Annotated in this window: 12 protein-coding genes, 4 tRNA genes, 1 pseudogene and 1 riboswitch; of the genes and pseudogenes, 14 read left to right on the top strand and 3 right to left on the bottom strand. The window is 38.1% G+C overall.

Annotation, left to right across the window (positions count from 1 at the left end):
- Positions 1-50 precede the first annotated feature (50 nt).
- From EKM66_RS05270 to EKM66_RS05260, 3 genes are all read left to right on the top strand, one after another.
- Positions 51-707 carry a DUF3324 domain-containing protein gene (locus EKM66_RS05270; protein WP_164505046.1) on the top strand — a complete coding sequence of 219 codons (657 nt, stop codon included), beginning with the start codon at positions 51-53 and terminating at the stop codon, positions 705-707.
- Positions 708-801: 94 nt separating this feature from the next.
- Complete coding sequence (locus EKM66_RS05265) at positions 802-1,779, top strand: WxL protein host-binding domain-containing protein (RefSeq protein ID WP_125762345.1); 978 nt, start codon at positions 802-804, stop codon at positions 1,777-1,779.
- Positions 1,780-1,783: 4 nt separating this feature from the next.
- Positions 1,784-2,821 (top strand): DUF916 domain-containing protein, encoded by a 1,038-nt coding sequence (locus EKM66_RS05260; RefSeq protein WP_125762344.1) that lies wholly within the window; start codon positions 1,784-1,786, stop codon positions 2,819-2,821.
- 23 nt (positions 2,822-2,844) lie between these two features.
- Here EKM66_RS05260 and EKM66_RS05255 read toward each other — a convergent pair whose 3' ends face one another.
- A complete protein-coding gene (locus tag EKM66_RS05255; protein WP_125762343.1) occupies positions 2,845-3,405 on the bottom strand; it encodes a hypothetical protein in 561 nt (186 codons plus the stop codon).
- Complete coding sequence (locus EKM66_RS05250) at positions 3,359-4,360, bottom strand: helix-turn-helix domain-containing protein (RefSeq protein ID WP_125762342.1); 1,002 nt, start codon at positions 4,358-4,360, stop codon at positions 3,359-3,361. Before EKM66_RS05250 ends, EKM66_RS05255 begins: the two co-directional genes overlap by 47 nt.
- Before the next feature lie 92 nt (positions 4,361-4,452).
- Positions 4,453-4,628: riboswitch (Lysine riboswitch) on the top strand.
- A gap of 86 nt (positions 4,629-4,714) precedes the next feature.
- Here EKM66_RS05250 and EKM66_RS05245 point away from each other — a divergent pair.
- The 5 genes from EKM66_RS05245 to EKM66_RS05225 all read left to right on the top strand — a co-directional run bounded on the left by EKM66_RS05245 (position 4,715) and on the right by EKM66_RS05225 (position 10,511).
- A complete protein-coding gene (locus EKM66_RS05245; protein WP_125762341.1) occupies positions 4,715-6,163 on the top strand; it encodes an amino acid permease in 1,449 nt (482 codons plus the stop codon).
- 288 nt (positions 6,164-6,451) lie between these two features.
- Positions 6,452-7,741: a serine--tRNA ligase gene (gene serS, locus EKM66_RS05240; protein ID WP_125762340.1), complete on the top strand. Its 1,290-nt coding sequence runs from the start codon at positions 6,452-6,454 to the stop codon at positions 7,739-7,741.
- 64 nt (positions 7,742-7,805) lie between these two features.
- Positions 7,806-7,878, top strand: a tRNA-Asn gene (locus EKM66_RS05235).
- An 83-nt stretch (positions 7,879-7,961) separates the two neighbouring features.
- Positions 7,962-8,034, top strand: a tRNA-Thr gene (locus tag EKM66_RS05230).
- A gap of 1,124 nt (positions 8,035-9,158) precedes the next feature.
- Positions 9,159-10,511 carry an FAD-dependent oxidoreductase gene (locus EKM66_RS05225; protein ID WP_125762350.1) on the top strand — a complete coding sequence of 451 codons (1,353 nt, stop codon included), beginning with the start codon at positions 9,159-9,161 and terminating at the stop codon, positions 10,509-10,511.
- A gap of 55 nt (positions 10,512-10,566) precedes the next feature.
- Here the strand turns inward: EKM66_RS05225 and EKM66_RS05220 are convergent, their stop codons facing one another.
- Entirely contained in the window at positions 10,567-11,259 is a 693-nt protein-coding gene (locus tag EKM66_RS05220; protein ID WP_125762339.1) for an EAL domain-containing protein, read from the bottom strand.
- A 691-nt stretch (positions 11,260-11,950) separates the two neighbouring features.
- Between EKM66_RS05220 and EKM66_RS05215 the strand changes: the two are divergent.
- The 6 genes and pseudogenes from EKM66_RS05215 (at position 11,951) to EKM66_RS05190 (ending at position 20,364) form a co-directional block, all read left to right on the top strand.
- Positions 11,951-14,518 (top strand): annotated as a pseudogene (locus EKM66_RS05215) (YfhO family protein).
- Between the two features lie 106 nt (positions 14,519-14,624).
- Positions 14,625-16,133 (top strand): glycerol kinase GlpK, encoded by a 1,509-nt coding sequence (glpK, locus tag EKM66_RS05210; protein WP_125762338.1) that lies wholly within the window; start codon positions 14,625-14,627, stop codon positions 16,131-16,133.
- 41 nt (positions 16,134-16,174) lie between these two features.
- Entirely contained in the window at positions 16,175-17,680 is a 1,506-nt protein-coding gene (glpK, locus tag EKM66_RS05205) for a glycerol kinase GlpK (protein ID WP_125762337.1), read from the top strand.
- A gap of 260 nt (positions 17,681-17,940) precedes the next feature.
- A complete protein-coding gene (locus EKM66_RS05200; protein WP_125762336.1) occupies positions 17,941-19,416 on the top strand; it encodes a peptide MFS transporter in 1,476 nt (491 codons plus the stop codon).
- Between the two features lie 788 nt (positions 19,417-20,204).
- Positions 20,205-20,287 (top strand) — tRNA-Tyr (locus EKM66_RS05195).
- 5 nt (positions 20,288-20,292) lie between these two features.
- A tRNA-Gln gene (locus EKM66_RS05190) sits at positions 20,293-20,364 on the top strand.
- Positions 20,365-20,420: the final 56 nt, after the last annotated feature.

The following is a 20,420-nucleotide window of genomic DNA, read 5'->3' as shown; positions in this document are numbered from 1 at the left end:
GTTTTAGGCTGGAATACTGCCATTGATTCATTTCGTGGATATTTAACAAAGTGTTCGGATTAAACTTGCAATCTCTCCCATATAAAGAAAAAGCTAAAGGAACTGTTTCTTCAAATGGTACTTTGATTAAAAATAAATTTAGCTATACTATTCCCATTCAAATTGGTCAAAGAGGTAATACTGATCAAGATGTTAAGTATTCTATTGGAAGTGTTAAACCAGCGGCTACAAGTACTGGAAAGGGTGCGGAGCCTGGTATCAAGGCCAATGTACGTAACTCAACTAATGGATTTATTGGTTCTTTAAATGCGAAAGCTGTTGTTACAAAGAAAGGTGATAAGAAGTTTAAAATCACTAATCAATCGACAGCTCAGGATATTGCTCCTACATCAAATTATAATTATTCTATTTCTTGGGGTAAGAAAGCACTTCAAGCCGGTGATTATCATTTGAAGTTAACATATAAAACTTCAAATGGTGTTAGAGGCTGGGTTCTGAACAAGGACTTCTCGATTAATAACGCCGATGCTGCTAAATATAACAAGTTGGCAGGAATTAAACCAAATTATCTATGGCTGTATATCTTACTTGGAATTCTAGCTCTAGTGATTATTCTAGGATTAGGTATCTACTTAGGTAGAAGAAAGAATAACAATAATGGAAATAATAATGGTGGACAACAACCACAAAGAAGACGTCGTCGTTAATATCTTAATATAAATAAAAGAATGGGCAGTTCCAAGACTTGGAACTGCTTTTTTAGTATTATTAGGGTATAAGATTATTTAACGAGGCTAGATAATGAAAAAATTTACTTGGGTTTTATCAATAGCACTCTTTGCAATTATGATATTTATGATTTCATCGAATGTCGCAAAGGCTGAAATTAATGGGGTTTCTGTGACACCTTTAGTTGGTGATTCTGATATTACTGATAGATTTCAAATAATTAGTAAAGATAGTGGAACACGAAAATTAAAGATATCAATAAGTAATTTTGGGGTTAGAAGAATTCGTTTGAGAGTTCAGCCTACTAATGCTACTACATCTGCGGATGGCAAAATTGTGTACGATTCCAGCGTTAAATCGGGTCAGTTTGGTTTAAAGACTGCATTTAGAGATATGACGAAGGCACAGTCAGTTACTTTGAATGCAGGTCAAACGAAGGACCTAACTTTTAAAGTTAAGTTGCCTAATGAGCGAGTTAAAGGGCTTATGATGGCAGGGTTCAATATATACGATATAAGTCAGCCTAATAATGGAAATGCTTCAGTGCCAGTGTGGATTACTGAAGATAATAAGGCTGTTGGTGGAATTCTGAAATTGAATAGTTTGTCATTAGGAGTTGATCATTATCAACCTCATATGTATGTGAATTTGGAAAATAATCAGCCCGGTATTATGAAAAAGGTTATTATTCATATGAATGTTAAACGCAAGAGTTGGCTTGATAGATTTAATATGGGTCCTAAATCCATGATTGCTGATTTGACATATCCAAAAGTTGCACCTAATTCAAAGATTCCAATAGATTTTAATCAAAATAATACACCTATCAAGACTGGTAAATATAAGGTGGTGGGTGTTGCTCGAAGTGGTAAGGCCATATGGAACTTCAAGAAGACGTATACTATAACTGAGAAGCAAGCTAATGATATAAATAAGCGTTGTAGAGGACTTGTATATGATAAGACAATAACTTATGTTTTAATTGTGTTAGTACTTGTTTCATTAATTGTCCTAATTTTCTGGGGACTATGGCGTCAGAACAGGAGTTAAAAGTATGAAAAAATTAACGATATTTTTATCAACTATGATGTTACTGTTGGTGGGGTTCCTTCTACCAACTAAGGTTGATGCTGCGGCTGACAAGTCATATTCGGTTCAAGCGGTATTACCTGATAATCAAATTGATCAAAATGAATCTTATTTTGACCTGAAGGTCGAACCTAAGAAGGAACAGACGTTGAAGGTTATGATCATCAACACTGGTAGTAAGCCTATTAAGGTCGCAGCTGAGGTCAACAATGCCTACACTGCTGACTCTGGTGTAATTGGATATGATAAGTACAATGTGAAGTTGTACAAGAACTCCAATCCATCGCTTACTTCATTAGTCGATGGTAAGCGCAAGACTTCTGTCAATTTGAAGGTTGGACAGGCTAAGACTGTTAGTTTCGTTGTTAAATCTCCACCAGAAGAGTACACAGGTATTATTCTGGGTGGTGTCACAACTACGGCTAACGTTAGTCCTACTAAGTCGAAGAATATTAACATTAAGAACCAAGTTCGTTATGTTAAGGGTGTTGTATTGCGTTCCAAGGATGATGGTGTTGTACCTGATATGCATCTAACTAATGCTTTCCCTAAAGCAGTAGCTGGTAATTCTGGTATCGCCTATACTTTGGACAACACTGCTCCAATCAATATCAATGAGGTTACTCTGAAAGCTAAGATAACTCATAATGATAAGACTTCGGATTACAATGCTAAGAATTTACAGATTGCACCTAATTCTAAGTTCAATTACTTCATTCCAGTGAAAGACTTGAACTCTGGTAAGTACAAAGCTAAGATTACTATCACTAGCAAGGCTGGCTATAAGAAGACCTTTACTCGTACTATTACAGTAAGTAAGCGTAGTGCTGACGCGATTGAGAGCCAACAAAATGAGGCAGAAGGTCGCCACACTAACCAATGGATCATTATTATTATTGGTATTGTAGTCTTGATCTTCGTTGTTCTTTGGATGTATCTCTACTATTCACAACGTAATAAGACAACTGGTACGCATGGTAAGAAATCTAGAAGTCGTAAATAAGCAAAAAAAATAGACCGTAAGGTCTATTTTTTTGTCTTCTTATTACCAGCATCACGTTTCTTCAATTTATCAACGTAGACTGAATTCAATCTAACTAACAGCCAGATGTAATCAGTTCTTGTTGCAGTGATGTTCCAGGTAATAACTTGCATATTCTTAGGATAGAGGTCACGTTCTTCTTCTCTTGGTAAGATATCAAGGGTTGTTATTAAGACGTCAACGTCTTCGTATTGATCACTTGGTACGACTTCAACGAATTCTAGTGTTCTAACATTTCTTAGGACAACTTCTTCAGTCGCATTACCGGGATCAACTAGAACTTTGACGTGAATGTAATCTTCTTTACGAATTGTATTGATATAACTTGGTAGAATCTGATACAGGTCATGTGCAATGGCTTCTGAGGCATTCTTGATACCTTTGTATTGTGTCTCATCGACATTGGAGAAGAAGCTCAGGATGTCTTGATACAGCGATGAGAGATTCTTTGTATCTTCAGGATTCTTATCGTAGTAACTTCCTTTGACCACTCCGTCATTAGCCATGATGTGATAGAAGATAATATCTCTTGAAACATAAGTCATGATATCCTTCAGGACTTTTTTGGTTATGGTAGACGGTCATGTCATCACGATAGTGTTCCTTGAGGAAGTCTATAAAGTGATAAACCAAAGCATAGAATTTTGGATTGATCCTGACATCGAAGTTCATTGGTTGTTTGTAGATTTCAGCACTTGGTTGGAAGACCATCTTGTGGAATAGATTGATCAATTTATTCTCATTATCCAAGGCGTTAATAGGAACGATGGAGTAGTCTTCACGACGCAATACGTCGCTGCCTAGTTTTTGGTTACTGAAGACATCGTCATACGTATCCATGTTGTTGATATAATTACGTTTAATCAGCCTAATTCTTGATATAGCAAGGAAATATTCGAATTGCAGGTAAGTAATAGGGTTGCTAAAAGTCTTCCCAGAGCGGTCGATAATGCCGTCTATGGCATCTTGTTGTATCAATTGAAATGGCCATTCTTGACCATGATATATGTACCAATAGACGAAGTAAGCCATCCAACGAATACTCTTTTCGTCTCCTTTGATTTCGAGCGTCGAGTTGGAGATCTTCAAGCCGAAGTTCTTCAGAAATGATCTGAAAGCTGACATTCTTCTATTAAGTGTCGACTTACTAGTGAAGTGTTCGTTACTGAAAGCTTCGAATGACGGATTAGCGTTGGTTAGTCCATAATTAAAGGCTTGGAAGACGATAGAGTTTTGAACTAAATATAAACGATAAGTATCGATGGCAATTTTTGAAAAGTCGATCGACTCGATCTTGGTTACTTTAGGGTCCATATCTGGGACAACTTCAAGGATATCTTCGAGTAAGGCTTGAAAAATGTTATATGTTTTTTGATAAGTAAAGTTCATCCGGTTGCTGATATTGCTTAGGTTGAGCTCTTGAGGTGGCAATGCTTTGATGACTGAAAGCATTCGATATTTCTCAACATCTTGTTTAACTAAGAAAACTTGCTCCAACATGTGTGATTCCCCCGACTAGGCATATTAAATTAAATCGTAATTATTTTGTGACACTACTTGCTACTATGTTAACATTTATTTATAATATTTTGTAATCAGATAGAGGCGCATTGTCAATTATTAGCACTTTTGAGTACGATAGGGTACAAAGATTTAGTGTAAAAGGTGAAAATGCCGAAATTATTTCACTCCTACTTTGGTGATTTGATTGGGCCGTTATTTAATAAATAACGGACTGTCGTACATTGTACGTTGAGCTATTGATCATTTGGATGAAAGTATAATCCTTATTATCAGTAGTTTCTTCTGGTAATAAGGATTTTTTTTAATCCAAGATAGGGGAAACGAAGAAAAATGGAAAATACTGATGTGAGTCGTTCGTTGAAGACTAGACACCTATCCATGATAGCCCTCGGTGGGTCGATTGGAACTGGATTGTTCGTGGCTAGTGGTTCATCTATTTCAACGGCCGGCCCCGGAGGCGCGCTGATAGCTTATGTGGCTATCGGTATCATGGTTTATTTCTTAATGACCAGTTTAGGAGAAATGGCAACGTATATGCCAGTGTCAGGCTCGTTTGCGACTTACGCAACGAAGTTCATCGACCCAGCGTTCGGATTTGCGCTAGGCTGGAATTACTGGTTCAACTGGGCTATTACGTTAGCTGTTGATCTTTCGACCATCTCGCTTGTGGTCAAGTACTGGTTCCCAGGTTGGTCGTCATGGAAGATAAGTTTGACGTTCATGATCATTTTACTGGTTATTAATTTGGTTTCTGTAGGTTCATTTGGTGAGACTGAGTATTGGCTCTCATCAATCAAAGTCACTGCTGTTATCGTATTCTTGATTGCCGGTGTATTGACAATTATGGGTATTCTAGGTGGTCATGGTAGTGTCGGCTTATCTAATTATACATATAAACAAGCACCATTCGTTGGCGGTGTGCCAGCTGTTCTAAGTGTGTTCGTTGTTGCCGGGTTCTCGTTCCAAGGGACTGAGCTGATTGGTATTACAGCTGGCGAATCGGCAACTCCCGAAAAAAGTATTCCTAAGGCAATCAAACAAGTATTTTGGAGAATTCTTCTATTCTATATTTTGTCGATTGCAGTTATTGGAGCTTTGATACCTTATACAAGTCCTAATCTATTAGGTTCTGGCGCTGGTGATATTGCTATCAGTCCATTCACTATCGTCTTCAAGAAGGTTGGTATTCCACTTGCTGCCGGAATTATGAATGCTGTTATCTTGACTTCAGTTATTTCAGCCGCTAATTCTGGATTGTACGCTGCCAGTCGTATGTTGTGGTCAATGAGTAAGAATGACATGGCGCCACATATCTTTGAGAAGACTAATAATCGTGGTGTTCCAATCTTTTCTCTACTATTAACTGCTTTAGTCGGTGGAGCTGCATTGTTCACAAGTTTGTATGGTGATTCATTCTATGAATTACTAGTGGCAGCCAGTGGATTGACTGGATTCATCGCCTGGATCGGTATTGCGTTCTCACATTATCGTTTCAGAAAGGCTTATATTAACAAGGGTTACAGCTTGGATGACTTGAAGTACAAGGCTAAGTGGTTCCCATTTGGTCCGATCCTAGCTATTATCTTGGGAATTATCATTATCATTGGACAAGATATTCGTTCACTGGTCAACTTCAACGTTATGCGTCTATTGATCAGTTATAGTGGATTGATCATACTATTCGTCTGCTGGGCATACTACAAACTCAGATATCATACCAAGTTCTTGAAGCTTGATGATATTGATGTTAAGCACACGAAGAAACATTATCACTATTAATTTGAATTCTGAGTGATTTTAAATTATTATATAGATAAATACAAAAGCCGATAGGGTACCTATTCAAGAATCTTCCAGAGAAACGATGGTTGGTGTGAATCGTTAAGATTTTTATTCCAGTATTCTGGCTAACGGGCAATGCCGTTCGGATTGATCCGATAAAGTCTAAGAGTGCAATGTATATTTGTGTACATTGAAACTGGGTGGTACCGCGAAAATAGTCGTTTCGTCCCTTTATTTGGGATTCGAAGCGACTATTTTTTTGCATATAAATTAGGAGGAAAAGTTATGTTAGACATCAAAATGATTCGACAAAATCCAGATTGGACTAAAGATAAGTTAGCTTCACGTGGTGTTACTGCTGAAGAGATCGACCACTTGTTGGACCTTGACAAGAATCGTCGTGAACTATTAGTTCAAACTGAAACATTGAAGGAAAAGAGAAACAAGGTTTCTCAAGGTATTGCTGCTAAGAAACGTAATAAGGAAAGTGCCGATGACGAAATCGCTGCTATGAAGCAAGTTGGTAGTGACATCAAAGAAATCGATACTAAACTTGAAGATACAGAAGAAAAGATGAACTATATCTTGGTTCGTCTACCCAATATTCCTGATGACTCAGTTCCAGTTGGACCTGATGAAAGCTACAACAAAGAAGTTCGCAAATGGGGAGACATTCCTGAATACAGCTTCACACCAAAGCACCACTGGGAAATTGGTGAAGCTCTAGGTATCTTAGACTTCGACCAAGCTGCTAAAGTTGCTGGTAGTCGTTTCGTTTACTACATTGGTATGGGTGCTAGACTTGAACGTGCCGTTTACAACTTCATGTTGGATCAACACCAAAAAGAAGGTTATACAGAAATGATCACACCTTACTTGGTAAACAACCAAGCAATGTTTGGTACATCTCAATTCCCTAAGTTTACTGAAGATGTCTATACTGTTATGGTCGATGAGAACCCATTGACATTGATCCCTACAGCTGAAGTTCCATTGACTAACTACTTTGCTGGTAAGATTCTTGACGGCGCTGAACTTCCTAAGAAGGTTACAGCTCTATCACCAAGTTTCCGTTCAGAAGCAGGTAGTGCCGGCCGTGATACTCGTGGATTGATCCGTATGCACCAATTCAATAAGGTTGAGATGGTTAAGATTGCTAAGCCAGAACAATCATTTGATGAATTGGAAAAGATGACAGCTGATGCTGAAAATATCTTGAAGAAGTTGAACATTCCTTATCACGTTATTGTGCTATCAAGTGGGGATGCAAGTTTCAGTTCAACTAAGACATATGACCTTGAAACATGGTTGCCAGGACAAGGCAAGTACCGTGAAATCTCAAGTTGTTCAAACTGTCTAGACTTCCAAGCACGTCGTGCTCAAATTCGTTACCGTGACGAAAATGGTAAGACTCAATTAGTTCACACATTGAATGGTTCAGGTCTAGCTGTTGGTAGATGTGTCGCTTCAATCCTTGAAAATTACCAAAATGAAGACGGATCAGTTACAATTCCTGATGTTTTGGTACCATACATGGGTGGAGTTACAAAAATTACAAAAGAAAATGCTAAATAGATATTGACCTTTTATTAGTAGATTGATAAAATTTAATAGTTGTTGAAAAGCGACTATTAATTATTCCGGATTAGCTCAGTTGGTAGAGCATCTGACTGTTAATCAGGGTGTCGTCAGTTCGAGTCTGACATCCGGAGTTAAAATGACTTAGGAAAACCTAGGTGCGCCGATAATACATCTAGTTCATATGAATTAGATGTATTTTTTTATAGGCGTTTTTGCCATCTTAGCTCAGTTGGTAGAGCATCGGTATCGTAAACCGGCGGTCACAGGTTCAAATCCTGCAGATGGCATATTGAATAGAGAACACTGGCGTTTAGCTGGTGTTCTTTTTTTGTTGCCTCCAGTTGCAAGATATTTTACCTGCTGCTGGTAAAATGTCTCACAACTTCCGGATTATGTGCACACTTGTATTTTTAAGATGGTTGATTGTGAATTACTTTAAATATTTTGGATTATTTATATTCAAATGTGGTGAAATATAATCAGACCGAGGTAGGAATTTATATAAGGATATGATACTGAATCCAAATATTTACCTAGCGAATACAAGTCGGAGGTCAAAAGCAATAAGTCAGCAGTGGAAGTGGTGTTGAACGGCGAAAGCCGTTCTTACAGCACAGGACGATCTTTAAGATTTGCAAAGCAAAGCTTAAAGTCGAGTCCCCAGACCGCACTTAGGCTGGGGGGCGTTCCACACAGCAGACTTATTGGTTTCGACCGCAGACGACAAACAGAACACAACAAAAAACAAAAAAAGTGCAAAAAAATAAGCCAGTCTCTTGGGGGGACAGGCTTAATTTTTTTGTCACACTCACTGTGTAACGGGTTACCAGTAGTGTCAGAGAATAAAGATACGGTTTTGTGAGGTTTCCAAATTTGTCAAAAATAGAGAGGGATTTTATTAATTAATTGAAAGCATTCAATCAGTGATCATCGGAATGGGAAAATGGGAACTGACGAAACTTAAACCGCATAAATTGAAAATTGATTGAGGGGGGCAATTTTCATTTACGTTGAGCGAAATGGAAGTTGCTACGATATGAGGATGTGTACCGCAGCCACTCCATTTATTTAATAAAAGGAAGGAATTGCATTGGCAACCGTATCTTTATCTCTTTCACGACTAGAGTATACAATATTTGTTTAAACATTTCTATCCATTTTAGACAAAAAATTTTATTTGTTTTTAATATCACAAATCGATTGTTTTATATGATAATATAAGTACTTCTTGTTTTGCGGTCAAAAATAGGATTTTGGTTAACGAGGGAGAAGTAAACTATTGGTATTGACACATTCCTAGTGCTTTTATTATGAAGGCATATTTTTTTACTAAGTTTATTTAAGCGCTTACATCACTAGACGTGTCGTCAATGTCATAGTTTAAATTATCACAAAAAGGATGGTAGATACTATGAAGGTTAGTATTATTGGTTGTACACACGCAGGTACATTCTCAGCAATGAATATTTTGAAGGCACACCCAGACTGGGAAGTCTCAGTCTTTGAACGTAATGATAACTTATCATTTCTTTCATGCGGTATTGCTCTTTGGGTTAGTGATCGTGTTTCAGATCCTAACAAGATGTTCTACTCAAGTCCCGATGATTTGGCAAAATTAGGTGCAAACATGTTCATGAAGCATGATGTAACTAATATTGACTTTGATAATAAGAAGTTAACTGTTAAGAATCTTGAAAGTGGCGAAGATTTCGAACAAGATTACGACAAGTTAGTCATTACCACAGGTTCAGCTCCAATCATTCCTAATATTCCTGGAATTGATTCAGATAGAGTATTTCTATGCAAGAACTGGACTAATGCCACAGAATTGAAAGAAAATGCTAAGGATATCAACAGTGCAATCGTTATTGGTGCCGGCTATATTGGTGCTGAATTGGCTGAAGGATATGCCACACTTGGCAAGAAGACTACATTGATCGATGCTTTACCTGATGTTTTGGCAAAGAACTTCGATAAGAATATGTCAGAAGTAGCTGAAAAAGATTACATTGACCACGGTGTAACTCTTGGATTAGGCGAGAAGGTTCAATCATTCGAAGAAGTTGAAGATGGTGTTATCGTTAAGACTGATAAGAATGAGTACAAGGCTGACGTTGCTGTAATGAGTGTTGGTTTCCGTCCTAATACAGATATGTTTAAGGATGAATTCGAGACACTTCCAAATGGTGCTTTGATCGTGGATGAATATATGCACACAAGCAAACCAGATGTATTCTCAGCCGGAGATGCTGCATCAGTATTCTACAATCCAACAAATGACAATCAATACATTCCTTTGGCAACAAATGCTGTTCGTCAAGGTATCTTGGTTGGAGCAAATATCGAAAAAGATACAGCAAAATATATGGGAACACAATCATCATCAGCTGTTGAATTGTTCGGCAGAACATATGCTGCTAGTGGTTTGACTGCTGGACACGCTAAGGTTCTTGGCAAGAATGTTGAAACAGTATCACTTGAGGACAACTATCGTCCTGAGTTCATGTTAACAACTACACCAGTTCTTATGAACTTGGTATGGGATCCAGAAACTCGTGAAATAGTTGGTGGAGCTTTGACAAGTATGTATGATGTTTCTCAATCAGCTAACTTATTGTCATTGGCTATTCAAAAGAAGGTTACAATTGATGAATTATCAATGGTCGACTTCTTCTTCCAACCAAACTTCGACAAGCCAGTTAACTATGTAAGTTCATTGGCAATCGCCGCAGTTGAAAAAGCAAATAGTAAAGTTTCAGAATAATTAGAGCAAAATAAATACACGATAAAATTTTATCGTGTATTTTTATTGTCTATTTTTAGTTTTCTACGTAATCTCCAGGTAATTTGAGAAGTAATGGCTTGCTGTAATAGTAACCTTGTTTAAAATGGACACCGATTTCTTCACATAATTTACTATCGGCTGCATCTTCGATTCCTTCAAGGACCAATCTCAATCCATATTCTTTGCTAAGAGCATTCCAGAAGTGAATTTTACTCTGGATCTTAGGATCAACGAATTTTTGAGTGAAGTTTTGTAGTGCAAATTTGAGTTCTGAGGCAAATGGCAATAACTCACTAATGTTACAGAAGTGATTAAGGCCAGTGCCGACATCGTCGAGTGAAATTTGAATTCCACGTTTTAAGAATTCCTTGAGTTGTGCTAGGACTTCTTCAACGGTGTATTCTATTTCACTTTCTTCTTCAGTTAATTCAACGATTAACTTTGTGGGATAGATTTGTTGCTGACTTTTGATAATGGCATTAGAAATAGATGTCGTCATTAATTGTTCACGACTGACATTCACTGATAGTCGACGAACTTTATTTGATAATACTTTGGTAGATTCAACTAATAAATCGGCTGTTACTTGTGGATCAACGGCAGAGAATGATGCAGGAATGCGCCATCCCTCTGATGTTAGTTGCTTCATAAGCAATTCGTAACCGATAACGGTCTTTGTTTTGGCCTGAACTTGTGGCTGAACAAAATAACGATAAGTTGATTCCAATAATGTATCCTCCAAATATAATTTTTTATATAATACTTGTATCAAGAGACTATAGTAGTCCCTTTATTTGAATAAATAAAGAGGTATGGACCAAGAAAAAAATGTAAACGTATGATTATTTAGAAAAGTTTATTAAAGCGGAAATTTAGTTCTGTTTTTTTGTCCGCCTCCGGTAGGAAGTGATTGATTCTGCTGTGAGACCGACTTAAGCCGAGGGGCGGTCTTAAGTCTCGATTTTGAACTCTGCATGGACCGCAGATTTCAAAAGTCGTCTTGTGCTGTAAGGATGGTAGACCACCATCCAACACCACTTCCACAGCTGAATCAATCAATTTCTACCTCCGGCTATTTTGTAGTTATATTTTTATTCTGATTTTTGTGATTAATACGTTATTGGATAATGGAATGCTAATCTGTATTGTTTAGGTGCATTAGGTAAGTAGTAAGTAGTATATGAGCTGGAGGTTGAAAGATTTTTATCAGCCGTGAATGTGGCAAAGCCACAGGACGAGCTTTAAGATTTGCGAAGCAAAGCTTAAAGTCGAGCTTCAAGACCTTGGCTTGAAGCGATCCACACGGCAGATAAAAATTTTTCAACCGGAAGCGACAATAGAACAGCAACAAGCCCTTTTAAGTGTAATCGACTTGATTATATGGTATTAATTACGTAAGATTTTATCGTAGTTTTTTTATGGGAGATTACTTAATGATAAAGAAAAATCGTATCGCATATTACTTAGGTGCCTTCGTCATCAATCTGGTCATAATCTCAGCGATATTTTGGTCGAACGGCTTAGTTCCGTTTGGTCATTTTAACTTTTTGACTAGTGACTTAGGTACACAGTACATTGCTTTTTTAACCGAATTAAGGCGTCAATTAGTTCATGGAAACTTTCATTTGTACCTATTTAGTCAGTCGCTTGGTGATAACTTCTTCCCAATCGTTAGTTATTACTTGTTGTCACCATTCAATTTGTTACTAGTATTATTCAAAGCACAGGCGGTTCCAGTAGCTGCCGATGTCATAATTATGCTGAAAATTGCCACTATGGGCGTGACAATGTCGTATTTTTTGACGCAATACTTCAAACAAGCAAGCTTTTTAAATTATATTTTTACGATAGCTTATAGTTTTTGTGGATTCGTTGCTTCTTATTTTTATGATCTAATGTAGCTAGATGCGTTGATCATGTTGCCAATTGTGGCTGTAGGTGTCATGCGTGTCATTCAACAGAACAAATACGTTTTGTATTATTTTTCAATTCTGCTTTCAATTATCTTTAACTATTACTTAGGTTATATGTTGTGCATCTTTTCAGTCTGTTTCTTCATATACTTAGCACTTGAAAATAAGTTATTAGAACAGCGTAATCGTTTCGTTATTATTCGGAACTATTTGATTACGTCTATTTTGGCAGGGTTGAGTTCAGCGGTAGTGTTGGTACCGACGTTTGCTGGAATGTTGAAGACTGCTAAGACTTCGTTCAATGGCTTCAATTATTTACCATCAGCACGTTTTGGGTTTGAGGCATTTACACAGCTTGGTATCGGTGGGAATACTTTTGTTCAGAGGTTGCATCACGGACCGTCGGTCTTTATGACTTCCACAATTTTGATTCTATTGTTGAGTTATTTTTTCAGTGATCGAGTTGAGAAGTCTGACAAGAATCATTCACTATTCTTGATAGGCATTTTGTTGGCTAGTATGTTTATTACTACCTTCAACACGGTTTGGCACATGTTCCAGAATCCAGCTGGATTCCCATTCAGGAATAGTTTTATCTTTTCATTTGCCTGTATCTTCATTGCCCGCAAGGCGTTTTCTGCAGGTGTCTTCAAGGATACTTCGACGATTATCAAGGCTACTTGCGTTTCAGGTATGTTGATCAGTATTGGTTATGCAACAGAGTGGCTGGTTCCTCAATTCATCGAGAAGATGGGTTATGAAACAGTCGAGAATGAATACAATGGATATTATTTCTGGTTGAGTTTGATCTGCATCGTTATATCTGGTTTTCTGATTTATTTATTCAACCATAATCGATATTTTGGGATATTAATTTTGTTGATGGTTTCATTTGAAGTATATTCGAATTTCAATTCAGTTCTCGATACAGCTTACCTTGGTGACCAGCGAGTTTATAGCCGTCAGTATTCACGGGAGAACGATATTTTAACTGATGTTAAGAATAGCAGTCATCCTGGACACAGAATAGTTGTCTCTAAGTCAGGATTGAATAAGGCTTTTCCAGATCAGTACAACAATTATAATGACCCGATTCTCTTCAACATTAATGGTTTGAGTCTATATAGTTCAACTTTGAATCAGAACACAATGGAGATGATGAATAACTTGGGTTATTTCAGCTTCAATGTCAGACGTGTTAGTCATTTTGGTGGGACGGCGTTAACCAATTCTTTATATGGTGTTTATTTCGATGTCAGTCAATTGGATCATTTATATATGGTCAATGAGAATTATGCTGCACCAACGCTTGGATTCTTGGTTAATAAGGATGTCTATAACTTCCAGATGATGTCCAAACGTGCTCTAGATAATCAGAATCGTTTGTGGCAGAATCTCAACGGAACTGAGACAGAATATCTGAAGAATGCTTCTATTCTGACAATGTCACAAAATGACGTTAAAAAGAGAACTATGTACACTTATCAACTGAAAACTGAAGCGGAAGGTCCGTTATACTTCTATGCCTCACCGTTCAATTATTATGCCTCCAGAATCTACGTTAACAACAAGCGTATCAGCACTCCACAGATTGACGTGCAAAAAGCCGCCGTTATGGATCTGGGTAATTTTAAGAAAAATGAATCAGTAAAGGTTGAAATTTTAACAGGCAAGCCTTTGGAAATAAATCCTAGTTATTTCAGAACATTAGACTGGGATAAGTTCGAACCAACAGTGGACAAGTTCCGTGCTAATTCGATGAAGATATCTTCAGATTTGAATCACGATATTGTCAGAGGAACTATCAATGTTAAGAAGGCTTCACCGTTATTATTAAGTGTTCCATATGATAATGGCTGGAGTGCTTATGACAATGGTAAGAAAGTTAAGATTCATAAAGTTGTCAGTGATTTGATGGCGATTGATCTAGGCAAGGGATATCATAAGATAGAATTGAAGTATCGAGTTCCAGGATTGAAGCTTGGCTGGATCATTTCAATTGTCTCAATTTTTATTTTTATTGGATATTTGGGTTATCAAAAATATTTTGGTAGAAATAATAGTAAAATATAATTGAAATAACTAATTTTTGTAAATAAGCCTTAAAGTTTTCAATAATTGGCTATTTATTATAGAATTTTGTTATGAAACGCTTACATTACAGAGATGAGGTGCAGAAATGTCAAACGAATACATTATGGCGATTGACGAAGGAACAACTAGTACACGATCAATTATTTTTGATAAGCAAGGAAGCAAGGTTGCTGATGCACAACGTGAATTCACGCAACATTTTCCGGAGCCAGGTTGGGTAGAACATGATGCTAATGAGATTTGGAATGCCGTCCAATCTACTATTGCCAACGTCTTCATTGAATCAGGTATCAAGCCGAATCAGATTGCCGGTATCGGTATCACCAATCAACGTGAAACGACCGTGATTTGGGATAAGAAGACAGGACTACCGATTTATAACGCAATTGTCTGGCAAAGCCGTCAGACTGTCGACATCGCCGATAAGTTAATCAAAGCTGGATACAATGATATGATCCACGAAAAAACGGGATTGTTGATTGATTCTTACTTCTCAGCTACTAAGATTCGCTGGATCCTTGACCATGTTGATGGAGCACAGGAACGTGCTGAGCGTGGAGAATTATTATTTGGAACGATCGACAGCTGGTTACTATGGAAGCTATCTGGTGGAGCAACACATGTGACTGATTATTCCAATGCCAGTCGTACAATGTTGTTCAACATCCATGACTTGAAGTGGGATCAAGATATTTTGAAGCTATTGAATATTCCTGAAGCAATGCTTCCAGAAGTTCGTCCTAATTCAGAAGTCTATGGTAAGACTAAGGATTATCACTTCTATGGTTCAGAAGTTCCTATTTCAGGTATGGCCGGTGATCAACAGGCTGCCTTGTTTGGTCAGATGGCGTTCGAGCCAGGAATGGTTAAGAATACTTACGGAACTGGTGCCTTCGTTGTGATGAACACTGGTGAAACTCCACAATTATCAGATAATAATCTATTAACTACGATCGGTTATGGTATCAACGGCAAAGTTTACTATGCTCTAGAAGGTAGTATTTTCGTTGCTGGTTCTGCCATTCAATGGCTTCGTGATGCTATGAGATTGGTTGATTCAGCACCAGAATCTGAGGAAGCTGCTGCAAGTTCAAGTGATGATGACGAAGTATACGTAGTACCAGCCTTCACTGGATTAGGAGCTCCATACTGGGATTCAGATGCCCGTGGTGCAGTCTTTGGCTTGACTCGTGGAACAACTAGAGAAGACTTCATCAAGGCAACATTGCAATCATTGGCTTATCAATCACGTGATGTTATCGACACAATGAAAAAGGATACCGGAATCGATATTCCTACATTAAAGGTCGATGGTGGAGCTGCTAATAACAAGTATTTAATGCAATTTCAAGCAGATATCCTTCAAACACCAGTTCAACGTGCTAAGGACTTAGAGACAACCGCCCTTGGAGCAGCCTTCTTAGCTGGATTAGCTGTTGGCTATTGGAAAGACTTAGATGAAATCAAAAAAGATTATGCAACAGGTGCTATATTCAAGCCATCGATGGACAAGAAACGTTCAGATTACTTATATGAAGGATGGCAACAAGCTGTCAGTGCTACTAGACAGTTCAAGCATAAAGCTATTAAATAGAAGCTATTAAGATATTAATATGGCTAAATGTGAGGATAATAATGGATAAAGAACAATACATACTAGCAATTGATGAGGGAACAACAACTGCCAGAGCAATTATTTTTGATCATAGCGGCAAGCAAATAGTTGCGGCTAGACACCCAATTCGCCAAATCATGCCTAATCCTGGCTGGGTCGAACATGATGCAACTGAGATTTGGAATGCTGTCCAGACTACGATTGCTACGGCGTTGATCGAATCTGGCATCAAACCTGATCAGATCAATTCAATTGGTATTGCTAGTCAGCGTGAAACAACGGTTATCTGGGATAAAAAGACTGGATTGCCAATCTACAATGCAATTGTTTGGCAAAGTCGTCAGACTTCAGATCTTGCCAACAAATTGATCAAAGATGGTCATGAAGAAGAGATACACCAAAAGACAGGTTTGATCGTTAGTCCTTATTTTTCAGCAACAAAGATCCGTTGGATTCTGGATCAAGTTGCTGGAGCACAAGAACGAGCTGAAAAAGGTGAGTTGTTGTTTGGTACGATCAATACTTGGTTGTTATGGCAGCTAACTGACGGTCAAAGCTTCTTGACCGACTATTCTAATGCCAGTCGTACGATGCTGTTCAACATTAATGACTTGCAATGGGATGATGATTTACTGAGGATGTTTGATATTCCTCGAGTAATGTTGCCAGAGGTTCGTTCTAACTCGGAACTATTTGGAACAACTAAGAATTATCATTTCTATGGATCAGAAGTTCCAATTACCGGTATGATCGGTTCGCAACAAGCTTCATTGTTCGGTCAAATGGCATTTGAACCAGGGATGGTGAAGAATACTTATGGAACTGGTGCCTTTGCCGTTATGAACACTGGTAATAAGCCGGCTTTGTCAGATAATAACCTGTTGACGACGATTGCTTATGGGATCAATGGTGAAATCAAGTACGCCTTGGAAGGTAGTATCTTTGTTGCTGGAGCTGCATTGCAATGGCTGCGTGATGGGATGCGAATGGTCAAAAAAACGCCTGATACTGACGCTGCAGCTAAGAGGTCGACTGACCACAATGAAGTATATGTGGTACCAGCGTTCTCTGGATTAGGAGCTCCATATTGGGATGATAAGGCTCACGGAACTGTTTTCGGCATCACCCGTGGTACGACAGATGACGACTTTATCAAGGCTACATTACAGGCAATTGCCTATCAGACTAAGGACATCATTGATACGATGGCCTCAGATGCAGAGATTCCAATTGAAGTTCTGAAGGTTGATGGAGCCGCAACGGCTAACGATTATCTGATGCAGTTCCAATCAGACTTGTTGGGTATTCCACTACAGGTATCTTCAGAATTAGAAACCACCTCGCTAGGTGCAGCGTTCTTAGCCGGACTAGGTAGTGGCTACTGGAAAGACATCGAAGATATTAAAAAGAACCATAAAACTGGCAATGTTTATGAACCTGCGATGAAAGAAGAGGTTCGTAAAGATCTTTATGCCGGCTGGAAAGATGCTGTTGCCGCTACAATGGCATTCAAACACCATAAATAATTTTGGCGAGTTGGCTAATGATAGAAGTCAAGCCTGGATTATGATTCAAATTTATGTATAATTCACTTTATTCAAAGAATTACCAAGTTAATACATCAAAAATGATTTTTTCTGTAAATAAGAGTCTATATTAAAAGACTCTTATTTTTTTTTGTTGATATAACAACATTTTTGACTTAAATATTAAAAAAGTTTTGACAGATAATCTCGAAGAGTTTAATATTAATACATCGTTGTGTAATGTGAGGAGAGATTTTTTAATGGATGAAAAGAAGAACGACCGAGGTTTCTTCGGACAACCTGTTGGTCTGCGAACTTTATTCTTAACTGAGTTCTGGGAAAGATTCAGTTATTATGGTATGCGTGCCATCCTGCTTTACTACATGTACTATGCAGTAACTAAGGGTGGACTTGGAATGAACCAAGTCACAGCCGCATCAGTTATGTCTATCTACGGATCACTAGTTTATATGTCTAGTGTTATCGGTGGATATATCAGTGATAGAATCTTGGGTGCCAGAAAGACTGTTTTCTGGGGTGGGGTATTGATCATGCTTGGTCATATCGCATTGTCATTCCCATTAGGGGAATCTGGATTATTCCTTTCAATCGGATTGATCACTATTGGTACTGGTCTTTTGAAGCCAAACGTATCCGAAATGGTTGGTGGATTATATACAGATGACGACCCACGTCGTGATTCTGGTTTCAGTATCTATGTTATGGGTATCAACTTGGGTTCACTTATTGCACCACAAGCTGTTAACTCAATGTGGGTCCACTTTAATTTCCACGCTGGATTCTCATTAGCTGCTATTGGTATGTTTATCGGACTTATTGTTTATTGGTGGGATGGTAAGCATCTACCAGAAACAAGTCTTAGAGCACCAGATCCAATTTCAGGTTCAGAATTAAAGAAATTCTACACACGTATCGCTTATGGTGTTGTAGCATTGGTTATTATCGTTGGTATTATGGCATTCGCCAATGCACTAACTGTTGATAACTTTATTGTTATCTTGAGTGTGCTTGGTATTGCCTTGCCAGTTGGTTACTTTGTAATGATGCTGACAAGTAAAAAAGTTACAAAGGTTGAACGTTCACGTGTTATTGCTTATATTCCTTTGTTCATCGCTGCTGCAATTTTCTGGGCAATTGAGGAACAAGGTTCAGTTGTTCTAGCATTATTTGCTGCAGAACAAACACAGCTCCACTTTGCTAACTTCAGTCTTTCAGCTCCACAATTCCAGATGCTTAACCCATTCTTCATCATTATTTATTCACCAATATTTGCTTGGTTATGGCTTAAGTTAGGTAAGAGACAACCATCTTCACCTTCTAAGTTCTGGATGGGTCTAGTGGCTACAGCTATTTCATACTTCGTACTTATGATCCCTCTAGTTGGTCTAAGTCCAGATGGAAAAGTTAACCCACTATGGCTAGTTCTAAGTTGGGGAATCATTGAAATTGGTGAAATGTTGATTTCACCAGTTGGTTTGTCAGCTACAACTAAGCTAGCTCCTAAGGCCTTTTCATCACAAATGATGAGTATGTGGTTCTTAGCTGATTCAGCTGGTCAAGCTGCCAATGCGCAACTTGTTAAGTTGTTCCAACCTGGTAATCCAGGTAACGAAATGATGTTCTTCGGTATTACAGGTGTAGTTACACTTGTTGTTGGTGTGATTTTGGCTATTTTAGTTCCTAAGATCAAACCATTAATGAAGGGTGTTAATTAGTAGAGCGTTTTTAAGGACGGTAGTTCTTGAGCATTACCTAGGTTAGTGGGTTTGCCACGTAGTGGTGAATTCACTAAGCGTAGTAAGCGCAGAGAGCTGTCCTTCATAAACGTGTTTTAGTATAAAATTTAAAATTCAAGGCAGACTATTTAGGTAGTCTGTTTTTTTATTTGCTTGATTTGCCGCTTCCGATTACAAAAAATAATACCTGCCATGGGGACCTATTCGAGCCGAAAAGCGGTCTCGAATCTCGACTTGAAGCTTTGCTTTGCAAATCTCCAAGCTCGTCCCATGCCGTAATGAACGGAAAGTTCTCCGTTCAAACGGCATTTCACGGCTGGTATTATTTTTTGTAATCTCCAGCTAATTATTTCAACTGATTTTGATATTCAGTAGTAAGAATTTATATATCTTAACTTGTATATTTATGAACGACTTTTGTGTGGGAGTATTGTTTTGATTCAAAATTCAAGAATTCAGAAGATAGCATCATTGAGTAAAGGATATAAGTTCTATTGGAAGATTTCACAGATGTAATCAGCTGTGAGGATGGCTTTAGCTGACGTATTTTGTCAGCTTAGGCCATGGGTCGAGCTTGTAGACACGTGATTTTCGTGGCTTCAAGTCGAGTCGGAAGCCTGTTCTTTGGCTGGAGCGACCCCACAGCAGGTTGCGTCTGTGAAATCTGGAGACACCACCGTAATTTATTTCCCATTAAAAATTTTCTTCTAAAAATACTTGAAATGTATAAATATTTTCGGTAATATAATTAAGTCGAGTAAAGACATGGAGGGGTAGCGAAGTCTGGCTAAACGCGGCGGACTGTAAATCCGCTCCTTCGGGTTCGGTGGTTCGAATCCACTCCCCTCCATTAATTGGGTTATAGCCAAGCGGTAAGGCAATGGACTTTGACTCCATCATGCGCTGGTTCGAATCCAGCTAACCCAATATGCTAAAAGGGCCGATAATTTATCGGTCCTTTTTTTTATTATTTGACTAAACTA

The organism is Companilactobacillus hulinensis, assembly GCF_003946555.1.
GTDB classification, from domain to species: Bacteria; Bacillota; Bacilli; order Lactobacillales; family Lactobacillaceae; genus Companilactobacillus; species Companilactobacillus hulinensis.
The sequence above is the reverse complement of the archived record's forward strand: the minus strand, read 5'-3'. Positions and strand labels throughout refer to the sequence as shown.

Coding starts and splice junctions, on each gene's coding strand:
- EKM66_RS05265 (WP_125762345.1), top strand. CDS start 802: ATGAAAAAATTTACTTGGGTTTTATCAATAGCACTCTTTGCAATTATG.
- EKM66_RS05260 (WP_125762344.1), top strand. CDS start 1,784: ATGAAAAAATTAACGATATTTTTATCAACTATGATGTTACTGTTGGTG.
- EKM66_RS05255 (WP_125762343.1), bottom strand. CDS start 3,405: ATGACTTATGTTTCAAGAGATATTATCTTCTATCACATCATGGCTAAT.
- EKM66_RS05250 (WP_125762342.1), bottom strand. CDS start 4,360: ATGTTGGAGCAAGTTTTCTTAGTTAAACAAGATGTTGAGAAATATCGA.
- EKM66_RS05245 (WP_125762341.1), top strand. CDS start 4,715: ATGGAAAATACTGATGTGAGTCGTTCGTTGAAGACTAGACACCTATCC.
- serS (WP_125762340.1), top strand. CDS start 6,452: ATGTTAGACATCAAAATGATTCGACAAAATCCAGATTGGACTAAAGAT.
- EKM66_RS05225 (WP_125762350.1), top strand. CDS start 9,159: ATGAAGGTTAGTATTATTGGTTGTACACACGCAGGTACATTCTCAGCA.
- glpK (WP_125762338.1), top strand. CDS start 14,625: ATGTCAAACGAATACATTATGGCGATTGACGAAGGAACAACTAGTACA.
- glpK (WP_125762337.1), top strand. CDS start 16,175: ATGGATAAAGAACAATACATACTAGCAATTGATGAGGGAACAACAACT.
- EKM66_RS05200 (WP_125762336.1), top strand. CDS start 17,941: ATGGATGAAAAGAAGAACGACCGAGGTTTCTTCGGACAACCTGTTGGT.